Source organism: Poseidonibacter sp. (assembly GCF_041821165.1).
Lineage (GTDB): Bacteria > Campylobacterota > Campylobacteria > Campylobacterales > Arcobacteraceae > Poseidonibacter.
In genome coordinates this window covers 16,266-27,887 of sequence record NZ_JBGUES010000013.1, presented here as the reverse complement: position 1 = coordinate 27,887, position 11,622 = coordinate 16,266, and the positions used below count along the sequence as shown (strand labels likewise).

The following is an 11,622-nucleotide window of genomic DNA, read 5'->3' as shown; positions in this document are numbered from 1 at the left end:
TATTGCATATTTAAGTGATGTAAATTTTTTATTTGTATTAGGGATGGTTTCTTTATTAGCAATTGTAAGAGTCAATAAATCAGGTATAAAAGACGAGATTTAAAGATATATGATAAAATAAAGGATTTTAATGCAAGGTGAGAATTTGAATATTAGATTAAACTGCGATATGGGCGAAAGCTTTGGTATTTGGAAAATGGGATTTGATGAACAGATTATGCCTTATATTGATATGGCAAATCTTGCTTGTGGTTTTCATGCAAGTGATGCTGTAACTATGAGTAAATCAGTTTCATTAGCAAAAACACATAATGTTACAATCGGTGCGCATCCTGCATATCAAGATTTACTTGGTTTTGGAAGAAGAACAGTTCTTTGTTCATTAGAAGAAATAAAAGCGATTGTTTTATATCAATTAGGTGCTTTAAACGCTTTTTGTAAAGCTCAAGCTATAGCAATTTCTTATGTAAAACCTCATGGTGCTTTATACAATGATATGATGAGAGATGAAAATATATTTAAAGCAGTTTTAAGTGCAATTTCATCATTTGATAAAAATATAAAATTAATGATCTTATCAACTCCAAATTATGAAGCCTTTGCTCATACAGCTATGACTTATGGAATTAATCTAATATATGAAGTATTTGCAGATAGAAACTACAATGATAATGGAACTTTAGTTGCAAGAACACATGAAAATGCAGTTATTGATGATGAATTAAAAGTTGCACAAAGAATTTCTCTTTTAAAAGATAGAGGTTATATAGAGAGTATAAATAATAAAAAACTATTTATAAAAGCAGATACAATTTGTGTACATGGAGATAATGAAAAAGCCTTGGACTTTATAAAACTACTTAAAAAAGCTTTATCTTAATGAACTTTAAAATTGCTTCAGTTGACTCACTAATCATTTATTTTGGAGATGAAATAAGCCAAGATATTTCATCAAAAGTTAAAAATGCATATTTATGTTTAAAGAGTTTAAATATTGAAGGATTAATTGAAATTATTCCTTCATATAACTCTATTTTTATTACTTATGATATTTTTAAATATGATTATGAAGAGATTAAACAAAAACTTCAAGATTCAATTGATTTAACAAAAACAGATAAAGAAGATGAAAAAATTGTACAAATTGATGTTTATTATGGAACAGAAGTTGCACTTGATTTAGAATTTATGGCTGAAAAAACATCTTTAAGTATAGAAGAGATTATAGAAATTCACTCAAATAAACTTTATGATGTATATGCTATTGGATTTTTGCCAGGTTTTGCATATCTTGCAAGTGTTGATAAAAAAATTGCAATGCCAAGATTGTCAAGTCCAAGAAAAGTAATTCCAAAAGGTTCAGTTGCAATTGCTGATACTCAAACAGCTGTTTATCCACAAAACTCTCCTGGTGGTTGGAATATTATAGGACGAACTACTATGGAGTTATTTGATAAAAAACTAGATTCATTATCTCCTTTAAGTGTTGGTAATAAAGTTAAATTTAATCCAATTTCAAAAGAAGAATTTTTAAAGCAAGGAGGAGTTTTATGAGTTTAGAAATTATAAACTCTCCAATTCTTACATTATTACAAGATAAAGGGCGTTTTTCATTTACTTCAATTGGTGTAACAAACTCAGGAGTAATGGACGAATTTGCCTATTTATTTGCAAATAAAATGTTAGAAAATCCAAAAGATACAAATATCTTAGAAATATCATTTTCAAATAATATATTTAAAGCCCATAAAAATACACAAATTGCAATAACAGGTGCTTATTGTGAGTTTTTTATAAATGATAAACCTGCAAAAATATGGCAAACTCATAATATCAAAGTAGGGGATATTTTAAAAATCGGAAAAATCACAAATGGCGCAAAAGTTTATTTATGCGTAAAAGGTGGTTTTTTGATTAAAAAAGAGTTTGGAAGTAATTCAACAACAATCAAAGAAAACCTTGGTGGAATCAATGGCGATAAAATAAAAAAAGGTGATATTTTGGAGTATAAAGAAACTACTAAAACATACAATATTAGGTTAAAAGATAAGTATCTTCCTTCTTATGATGATGAATTGAATTTACGAGTAGTATTATCTTATCAAGATGAATTCTTTAAAAAAGAAGAAATAGAAAAGTTTTTTTCAAATAAATATACAATTACAAATGAATTTAATAGAATGGGTTGCAAACTTAATGGAGTTGCAATTTCTTGTGATATTGATGGAATTATTTCAGAAGGAATATCTTTTGGAGCAATTCAAATTCCAAAAGATGGACAACCAATAATTTTATTAAAAGATAGACAAACAATTGGTGGTTATCCAAAGATTGGTTCTGTTTTAAGTATTGATTGTTTTAAACTTTCACAAGCAAAACCAAATACTAAAATCAATTTTATTCCTATTTCAATAAATCAAGCACAAGATGAAGTAAAAGATTTTTATTCTGACCTTTCATAAAATAATCATTTATTTTACTTTGTCTAATTTTAGTATGAGTTAGAAACAAATTAATAATTTAGTAGATTTATTAAGCCTAAAATTGTATTTGTTACAGAACTTTTACATACTATTACAATATTGTAATTTGTTCTAGAAGGGAAATGATGAAAAAAATATTAAGTTTAATTGTAATAACTAGCCTTACAAGTGTTGTTTCACTAGCAAAAGAGATTAAAATCGGCGCTGTTATGCCAATGACAGGAACTATTGCTGCTTATGGTCAAAAAGCAAATTTAGGTGTAGAACTAGCACATAAATTGCAACCTAGATTAAAAAATGGTGATACAATTAAACTTGTTTTATTAGATAATAAAGGTGATAAAAAAGAGTCAGCTGTTGCTACACAAATGCTTATTTCATCTGATAAAGTTGTTGCTATTTTAGGTGCTCTTACATCATCAAATACAGAACAAGTTATTTCAATTGCTCAAAAAAATCAAATCCCTGTTATTGCTTCATCTGCTACAAATGATAAATTAACTGTTAATAAAACATTTGCAAATAGAGTTTGTTTTACAAATTCATTTCAAGGTGAGATTGTTTCAAACTATGCTATATCACAAGGGTATAAAACAGCTACAATTATAATCGATCAAGAACAAGCATACTCTTTTAGTTTATCAAAAGCATTTCAAACGGCATTTTTAAATGCAGGTGGAGAAATTGTACAAAAGATAAAAATCTCTTCAGGTGATAAAGATTTTAAAAAAGTAGTATCTGAAATTAAAAAAGTTAATCCTGAATTTATTTTCCTTCCTTTATACCATCCTGAAGCTGCAATGATTGCAAGAGCAGCTAAGCATATGGGCTTAAAAAAACCTATGTTTAGCGGTGATGGTGTTGCTAATGAAACTTTTATTGCTTTAGGTGCTAATGCTATTGAAGGATATATGTATACAGATTTTTTTGATTCTTTAAATCCACCTTCTAAAACTTCTGCTGAGTTTATTGCTTATCATAAAAAAGAGACAGGACAAGATAAAGTTACTTCATATACTGCTTTAGGTGCTGATACTTATAATGTTTTAATTGATGCGATGAATAGATGTGAAGACCCTACAAATTCTGTATGTATTAATGAAGAAATTAAAAAAACTAAAAACTTTGATGGAGTGTCTGGAATGATTTCTATTGATAATCAAGGCAATGCAAGTAGGTCTGCTGTAATAAAAGAGATTAAAAATGGTGTTGCATTATTTAAAGCCACAGTAAATCCATAATTTTTTAGTAATTAATAAGTAACTAAATGAAATTTTTTCGATATAATACTTAAAAATTATATTAAGGTTTTGCTATGTTACCATTAGGTGATTATCTTCAAATTGTTATTGGAATTATGACGATATTCTCTCCCTTTGCCGCTATTCCAATTTTTGTATCATTAACATCAAATACAACTGCTATTCAAAGAAACGAAACTGCAAAAACAGCTGCATTTGCAGCATGTATAGCAGCATTAGTTGCTGTTTGGATAGGTCAATATGTATTATTGTTTTTTGGTATTTCTATATCTGCTTTTAAAATAGCTGGTGGAATTTTACTTTTACTTATGTCTATAAATATGTTAAATGCAAAAACACCAAATGCAAAAAATACAAAAGAAGAGTTAGAAGAAGCACAAGAAAAAAGTGATAATATTAGTGAAATCGCAGTTGTTCCTTTAGCAATTCCTTTAATTGCAGGGCCTGGTTCTTTATCTACTATAATAATATTTTCTCAACAATCAAACTCTATAATGCACTTTGCAATGATGAGTGTAATTGTTATTGCTATTAGTTTATATATTTATTTAGCACTAAGAATGTCTAATCTTATATCAAATAAACTAGGAGTTACTGGAATAAATATTATTTCAAGAGTTATGGGTTTAATTCTTGCATCTATTTCTGTTGAATTTATTATCTCTGGATTATTAGCAGTATTCCCTGTTTTAAGTATTAAAGGTTTTTAAATGTTGCCATTAGAAGATTATGTAAAAATATTTTTTGGTGTATTTGCAATTATGGGACCATTTTCAGCAATGCCTATTTTTGTAAACCTAACAGCTGGAAAATCAAAAATAGAAAAAAATGAATTAGCTAAAAATGCTTCAATAGCAGGGCTTATGGTTGCTTTATGTTCTGTTTGGTTAGGTTCTCATCTTTTAGGTTTTTTTAATATTGGAATACCTGCTTTTAGAGTTGCAGGAGGAATACTTCTTTTAACATTAGCAATAAATATGATAAATGCAAAAATTCCAGGAGCAAAACAAACTCCTGAAGAGCTTGCTGAAGCAAAAGTATCAAATAGAGATTTAGCAATTATTCCTTTAGCAATCCCTCTTATTATGGGACCTGGTGCGATTTCTACTGTAATTGTATTTTCAAATAATTCACAAGGTTTTGGACATTTATTAATGATGAGTTTAATAGTTTCTGTTCTTATTTTAAATATTTATATATTTTTAAGAGCAGCAGCATATTTATCAGAAAAACTTGGACTTATTGGAATAAATGTTATTTCAAGAATTATGGGATTAATTCTTGCATCAATTGCAATTGAATTTATGTCAAGTGGTTTAATCGTATTATTCCCAGGATGGGCATCGTAGAGCTAATTGGGTTTATTATTGATTAACTTTAATTATATATAATAAACAAGAAATATTTAAATAAATATAGGAAATAAAATGTTATTAATGAAATTAAAAGCTAATGAAAAATTCTCTTTTTTACAATTAGCACATTATCTAGCTAGAATAGATAATCACTATGGAGAAAAAGAAGAAGAAATTATCCTTGAATATTGTTCAGAAATGGGAATAGAAAATATAAATGCTTTTGATAAAGATGAATTTTGTTTAGAAGAAATATTAAATGATTTTAAATCTAAAAAAAGTCAAAAAATTGTACTTTTAGAGTTAATGATTTTAATACATATTGATAATAATTTCCATTTAAATGAACAAGAGCTAATTCAAAAAATTACTGGTAAATTTGGTTTTACTTTAGATGATGTAAAAGATTGTTCTCAATGGGGAAAATCGGTTGCAATGTTGTATCAAGTAGCTAAAATGATGATAAATGAAGAAAATTTAGAAAAAGTTGAATAATTTAAATTTTCTTAGTAGGTAAATTTTGATAGAATTCCAACATGGAAATAATAGAAACGTTAAATAATAGAATAAATAAATTATTAAAAGAATATAAGAAGTTGGAATTTGAGAACCAATCTTTAAATAAAGAACTTCTTAATATCAAAAATCACAACGATGAATTAACAAGGAACAATGAAGATATGTTCTTAAGAATAGATACAACGCTTACAGCAGCAAAGGCAAAAACAAGTGAATAAAGAGTTAACGTTTCATATAAATAATATGGCATATACAATTAATGTTAATGAATCATTAGAAAAAGAAATTACAAAGTATTTTGATCCTAAAAAAGGAAATGATACTAGAGATTTATTAGCTGCATATATCCAAATATCTCAAGAGTATTCAATATTTAAAAGAGATATTGAGGAAATCTCAGATAAATTAACACAAATTTGATAGCAAAAGCTTTTTCCTTATTGGAATTAATTATAGTTATTTTAATAATAGCTATAATTTCTTATTTTTTAGTTCCAAAACTTCAAGATGTTTTTCTAAAAACTCATTTAACACAACTAAAATCAAATGTTGCAATTATCCAAAATAATATAAGTAAATTAAAAAGTAAAGAAATTTTATTATTAAGTGATTTTAAGATTGATAAATTAGATGATGCAAGAGTTAATATAAAAGATGAAAAACTTTTTACTAAAGTTATTGATTTTGATATATTTTCTACTGATAATGAAACAAAAGAGTTAGGTAAATGGATAAAAACTTCTACTTTATCTTATGAATATTTTTTAGCTTCAAATCAAAGAGTTTTATTTGAAATTGAAAATAATATTTTTATTTGTAAAAGTAATATAGAGATTTGTAAAGAGATAGAATAATGCATTATTATGAATTAGCCTTACTAAAATCACCACTTAATAACCTAACGTACCAAAGTGAAGAAAAAATACAAATAGGTTCTAAAGTAAAGGTAAAACTTCAAAGAAGAAAAGTTTTAAATGATGCTGTTGTTATAAAAGAAGTAGAAAAACCAAGTTTTAAATGTGTAAGTATAGAAGAACTTACAAAAGAATATTATAATTCTCAAATGCTTCAAACAGCACATTTTGTATCACAATATTATGTATGTTCATTAGGTGAGGCTTTAAGTGTTTATATTCCTTTTAATAGTGATATTAAAGATTTAAAACAAAGTTATGAATTTGATTCAAAAATAGAGTTATCACCTGAACAAAATAAAGCATATTCATTTTTAAATGAAAAAAAACAAGCACTTCTATTTGCAAATACTGGTTCTGGTAAAACAGAAATTTATATTAAAATTATTGAAAATCATATAAAAGAGAATAAACAAGCAATTTTATTAATGCCTGAAATTTCTCTAACTCCACAAATGCAAAAAAGATTAGAAAAAGTATTTGGAGACTCTATTGCTATTTGGCATTCAAAAGTTACAAAAAAGAAAAAAGAAGAGATTTTAACAGGTTTGCAAGATGGAAGTATAAAACTTGTAGCTGGAGCTCGTTCTGCTTTATTTTTGCCTTATGCAAACTTAGGTGTTATCGTAGTTGATGAAGAGCATGATGAGTCTTATAAAAGTGACTCAAAACCAAGATTTCATACAAAAGATTTAGCAATTTATATCGCTAAAAAATTTGATATGCAATTAGTTTTAGGAAGTGCAACGGTTTCTACAAGCTCATTTCATAAAATTCCATTTATAAGACTTGATAAAACTTACCATAATACAAATAAACATTATGTATTTGATGAAAGTGATGCAAATTTATCTCCTTTGATTATAAATAAAATTTCACAAACAGTAGAATCTGGAAATCAGGTAATTGTATTTTTACCAACAAGAGCAAACTTTAAATATCAAATTTGTACTACTTGTGGAAAATCAGTTGAGTGTCCATTTTGTTCTGTTTCAATGAGTTTACATAAAAATGATTTAGCCCTAAAATGCCACTATTGTGGTTATGCACAAAAAATCCCTGAAACTTGTCCATCTTGTAATAATGGAATTATTCATAATCTAAGAGTAGGAACTGCTCAAATAGAAGAAGAGTTAAATGAGATTTTTACAGATAAAGTAATTAAAAGATTTGATAGAGATAAGGTTAAAACAAATACACAATTAAAAGCTATTTTAAATGATTTTAACAAAGGTAAAATAGATATTTTAGTTGGAACTCAAATGCTTTCAAAAGGGCATGATTATCATAATGTAAAACTTGCAGTTGTTTTAGGAATTGATTCACTTCTTAATATGAACTCATATAAAGCACGTGAGAGAGCCTTATCTTTACTTATTCAAATATCAGGACGAAGTGGAAGAAAAGGAGAGGGTGAAGTAGTTATTCAAACAAAAAATGAAGACTTCTTTGATTATTATTTAAATGAGTCAAACTATCAAGAGTTTTTAGAATCAGAACTTGAATTTAGAGAAGAGTTATATCCTCCTTATGTAAAAATGGCAAAAGTAATATTTGCTCATACAAATGGCTTGAAAGTAAAAGATGAACTTGATAAATATATAGCTATTTTAAAAGCCAATAAAGATATAGAAGTTGTAGGTTTTGGACAATCACCAATTTTTAAAATGGCAAATAAATACAGATATGAAATAATACTACGTTCATCAAATGTAAAAGCACTTTTAACAGCACTTCATACAATAAACTCACCCTTAGCAATTATTGATATGGATACGATTTATTAGGTATTGTACTTTAAAGTAAATATTTGCTATATCCTAAAAAAAGGAGTAAGATAAACTCATAGATGTAAAACCTTTTTTAAAGGATTCATTATGAGATTTATTTTTTCTTTACTCTTTTTCTTTCTCTTTTCATTAACTTTAAATGCTAATACAATAACGCATATAAAAATTGCCAATATTATCTCTCCTGCAACTTCAACATATTTAAAAGATGCTTTTAAACATAGTAAAAATAATAACTCCTCTTTAATATTAATAGAACTTGATACCCCAGGAGGATTGGCTAGTTCGATGAGAGATATGATACAAGATATTTTAAACAGTAAAATTCCTGTAGTTATGTTTGTATCTCCAAAAGGTGCTAGAGCTGCAAGTGCTGGTACGTTTTTGATGTATGCTTCACATATTGCAGTTATGTCAGAAGGAACAAATATAGGTGCTGCTACACCTGTAAATTTATTTCAAACTCCAAAAAACACAAACCCTACAAAGCCTGAAAATGAAGTAGTATCAAAGCCTGATAATAAATCAGCACTTGAAAAAAAAGTTTTAAATGACTCTTTAGCATATATAAAAAGCATAGCAGAACTAAGAAATAGAAATATTACTTGGGCAATGGATGCTGTAAAAGAGGGCAAAAGTATATCAGCAAAAGAGGCTTTAGAGATTAAAGTAATAGATTTTATAGCAAATGATATACAAGATTTACTTCAAAAAATCCATGGTAAAAAAGTTTTAATAGATAAAAAAGAAGTAATTATAGATACAAAAGATGCAAATCTTTTATTTTTTGAAGCATCATGGAAAACACGTATTTTAATGTTTATTTCAAATCCTAATATTGCTTATGTTTTTTTAATTGTAGCTATGTATGGAATTTTATTTGAAATGATGAATCCTGGTTCAATTTTCCCAGGGGTTATGGGTGTTACATCAGCTGTTATAGCTCTTTATGCTTTAAATATTTTACCTTTTAATTATGTTGGATTATTATTGATATTTTTAGGAATAATATTTATAGTTTTAGAAATATTTGTTGCAGGATTTGGAATTTTAGGAATAGCAGGTGTATTCTCTTTTGTTTTTGGTTCAATTTTATTATTTGATGAAAAAACTTTAGGGCAGGGTGTTTCTTTGCCTTTAGTTTTTGCTTTGGGATTGAGTAGTTTATCTTTGTTTATTTATATTTTGACCTTTTTAATAAAATCAAGAAAAGATAAATTAGTATCAGGTATTGATACAATGATTGGCAAAAAAGCAATAGTTGTACAAGTAAAAGAGAATTCTTATAAAATCATGGTTGATGCAGAGTTATGGAATGCAAAAAGTGATGACATACTAACTTTAGATCAAGAGGTTGAAATACAAAGTATAAAAGGTTTAACAGCAAATATAAGGAGTTTAAAATGATTTCGTTTACTTTAATGTATATAGTAGTGTTTATAATTGTTTTACTAGGTGCATCTATTCGTATTCTAAGAGAGTATGAAAGAGCAGTAGTTTTTACTTTAGGTCGTTTTACGGGTGTTAAGGGTCCGGGATTGATTGTTGTTATTCCATTTATACAACAAACAGTAAGAATGGATTTAAGAACAGTTGTTTTAGATGTTCCTACTCAAGATGTTATTTCACATGATAATGTTTCTGTGCATGTTAATGCTGTTGTATATTTTAGAGTAATAGACCCTCAAAAAGCTGTAATCCAAGTAGAAGATTTTCATATGGCTACAAGCCAATTAGCTCAAACTACTTTACGGTCTGTTTTAGGTGGTCATGAACTAGATGAAATGCTAAGTGAAAGAGAAAGACTAAATAGTGACATTCAAGATATCTTAGATAAACAGACTGATATTTGGGGAATAAAAATCTCAAATGTAGAAATTAAACATATTGATTTAGATGAAAGTATGATTAGAGCAATTGCAAAACAAGCAGAAGCTGAAAGAGAAAGAAGAGCAAAAGTAATTAATGCAAAAGGTGAGTTAGAAGCTAGTAAAAATATCCTAGCAGCAGCTGAAGTAATTAGCCAAAATCCACAAGCTATTCAGCTTAGATATTTACAAACATTAAGTGATGTTTCAAATGATAAAACAAATACAATAGTTTTTCCATTTCCAACAGAGTTAAGTGATTTATTTAAAACAAAATAAGTGAAGAGCTTAGACTCTTCATTTTTTCATTTTTAGGTAATCTTTTAATCTTTTAATTCCTTCTTTCATATGTTTAATATCTCTTGTATATGCAAAACGTAAATACTCTTTTCCTTTGTTTTTCCCAAAGTCAATTCCCGGTGTCGTAGCAATATGAATATTTTCTAATAACTCTTTAGCAAAAGCAAAACTATCATTTGAATATTTTGATATATTTGCCCAGATATAAAATGCACCATCAGGTTTGGCATCTATTTCAAATATTTCACTTAATTCTTTATATAAATAATCACGTCTTTGTTTAAATTTCTCTTTTATACCATCTAAGTACTCATAATCAAAAGCCTCAAGTGCAGCATATTGTGATAAAGTTGGTGCTGAAATAAAAAGATTTTGTGCAATAATCTCAGCTTGACGGCTTAATTCTTTTGGAACAATAATCCATCCAAGTCTAAGTCCTGGCATACAATAATATTTTGAAAAACCATTTATAACAAATACATTATCACTAAATTGTAAAGCACTAGCTGCTTCTTTTTCATAAACTAAACCATGATATAACTCATCTGAAATAAAAGCAATATCATTTTTATCACAATACTCAACTAAGTTTTTTAAGTTTTTTTCACTATAAATATTACCAGTTGGATTAGAAGGCGATGATATTTGTACTGCATTTATATCTTTGTTTTCTAAATGTTCAGGTTTAAGTTGATATTCACAATTTTTATCAATTTGCATAAAAACTGGGTCTATATCTAACATATGAGCAAAGTTTTTATAACATGGATATGATGGGTCTGAAAGACCTAATTTCTCTTTATGTTTTAATGTCAAAGTATAAGCAACTAAAAAAGCACCTGAAGTTCCCGGTGTTAAAAGTACCTGTTTTGGGTCAATATCTACATTATAAGTACGTTTATAATGTTTGGCTATTTTTTCTCTTAATTCTAATAATCCTAAACTTTCAGTATATGAAAACTTATCTTCATCAAGTGCTTTTTGTAAAGACTTTTTAACTTTTGGTGATGGGTTTAAATCAGGTTGCCCAATCTCAAAATGTATAGTATCTTCATATTTTAAAGAGTCTCTTACAATATCCATAACGATAAAAGAACTCATGTTTTTATATCTCATATATTTTCCTCATAA

At 27.2% G+C, this 11,622-nt stretch carries 14 protein-coding genes; 13 read left to right on the top strand and 1 reads right to left on the bottom strand.

All coding sequences use genetic code 11. From position 1 onward, the window contains the following. Window positions 1–130 precede the first annotated feature (130 nt). From ACERKK_RS02525 to ACERKK_RS02465, 13 genes are all read left to right on the top strand, one after another. On the top strand, window positions 131–880 hold the full coding sequence (locus tag ACERKK_RS02525; protein ID WP_373771502.1) for a 5-oxoprolinase subunit PxpA: 750 nt from the start codon (window positions 131–133) through the stop codon (window positions 878–880). Further along, on the top strand, window positions 880–1,554 hold the full coding sequence (gene pxpB / locus ACERKK_RS02520; RefSeq protein WP_373771501.1) for a 5-oxoprolinase subunit PxpB: 675 nt from the start codon (window positions 880–882) through the stop codon (window positions 1,552–1,554). Before ACERKK_RS02525 ends, pxpB begins: the two co-directional genes overlap by 1 nt. Further along, window positions 1,551–2,462 carry a biotin-dependent carboxyltransferase family protein gene (locus tag ACERKK_RS02515; protein WP_373771500.1) on the top strand — a complete coding sequence of 304 codons (912 nt, stop codon included), beginning with the start codon at window positions 1,551–1,553 and terminating at the stop codon, window positions 2,460–2,462. Before pxpB ends, ACERKK_RS02515 begins: the two co-directional genes overlap by 4 nt. A gap of 146 nt (window positions 2,463–2,608) precedes the next feature. After that, window positions 2,609–3,724, top strand: a complete 1,116-nt coding sequence (locus ACERKK_RS02510; protein WP_373771499.1) for an ABC transporter substrate-binding protein — start codon at window positions 2,609–2,611, stop codon at window positions 3,722–3,724. Window positions 3,725–3,798: 74 nt separating this feature from the next. After that, the gene (locus ACERKK_RS02505; protein ID WP_373771498.1) at window positions 3,799–4,455 is read left to right on the top strand and encodes a MarC family protein; all 657 of its coding nucleotides are present in this window, start codon (window positions 3,799–3,801) and stop codon (window positions 4,453–4,455) included. Next, a complete protein-coding gene (locus ACERKK_RS02500; protein ID WP_373771497.1) occupies window positions 4,456–5,094 on the top strand; it encodes a MarC family protein in 639 nt (212 codons plus the stop codon). 78 nt (window positions 5,095–5,172) lie between these two features. Continuing rightward, window positions 5,173–5,595 (top strand): TerB family tellurite resistance protein, encoded by a 423-nt coding sequence (locus ACERKK_RS02495; protein ID WP_373771496.1) that lies wholly within the window; start codon window positions 5,173–5,175, stop codon window positions 5,593–5,595. Between the two features lie 41 nt (window positions 5,596–5,636). Then, window positions 5,637–5,837, top strand: a complete 201-nt coding sequence (locus tag ACERKK_RS02490) for a hypothetical protein (protein ID WP_373771495.1) — start codon at window positions 5,637–5,639, stop codon at window positions 5,835–5,837. After that, window positions 5,830–6,039, top strand: a complete 210-nt coding sequence (locus tag ACERKK_RS02485; RefSeq protein WP_373771494.1) for a hypothetical protein — start codon at window positions 5,830–5,832, stop codon at window positions 6,037–6,039. The genes ACERKK_RS02490 and ACERKK_RS02485 overlap by 8 nt, the downstream gene beginning before the upstream one ends. Further along, the gene (locus tag ACERKK_RS02480) at window positions 6,036–6,473 is read left to right on the top strand and encodes a prepilin-type N-terminal cleavage/methylation domain-containing protein (protein WP_373771493.1); all 438 of its coding nucleotides are present in this window, start codon (window positions 6,036–6,038) and stop codon (window positions 6,471–6,473) included. The genes ACERKK_RS02485 and ACERKK_RS02480 overlap by 4 nt, the downstream gene beginning before the upstream one ends. After that, the gene (locus ACERKK_RS02475) at window positions 6,473–8,320 is read left to right on the top strand and encodes a primosomal protein N' (RefSeq protein WP_373771492.1); all 1,848 of its coding nucleotides are present in this window, start codon (window positions 6,473–6,475) and stop codon (window positions 8,318–8,320) included. The genes ACERKK_RS02480 and ACERKK_RS02475 overlap by 1 nt, the downstream gene beginning before the upstream one ends. 90 nt (window positions 8,321–8,410) lie before the next feature. Continuing rightward, on the top strand, window positions 8,411–9,730 hold the full coding sequence (locus tag ACERKK_RS02470) for a nodulation protein NfeD (RefSeq protein ID WP_373771491.1): 1,320 nt from the start codon (window positions 8,411–8,413) through the stop codon (window positions 9,728–9,730). Further along, a complete protein-coding gene (locus ACERKK_RS02465) occupies window positions 9,727–10,470 on the top strand; it encodes a slipin family protein (protein WP_373771490.1) in 744 nt (247 codons plus the stop codon). The genes ACERKK_RS02470 and ACERKK_RS02465 overlap by 4 nt, the downstream gene beginning before the upstream one ends. Window positions 10,471–10,488: 18 nt before the next feature. Here the strand turns inward: ACERKK_RS02465 and ACERKK_RS02460 are convergent, their stop codons facing one another. Further along, window positions 10,489–11,607 (bottom strand): pyridoxal phosphate-dependent aminotransferase, encoded by a 1,119-nt coding sequence (locus ACERKK_RS02460; protein WP_373771489.1) that lies wholly within the window; start codon window positions 11,605–11,607, stop codon window positions 10,489–10,491. Between the last annotated feature and the right edge of the window lie 15 nt (window positions 11,608–11,622).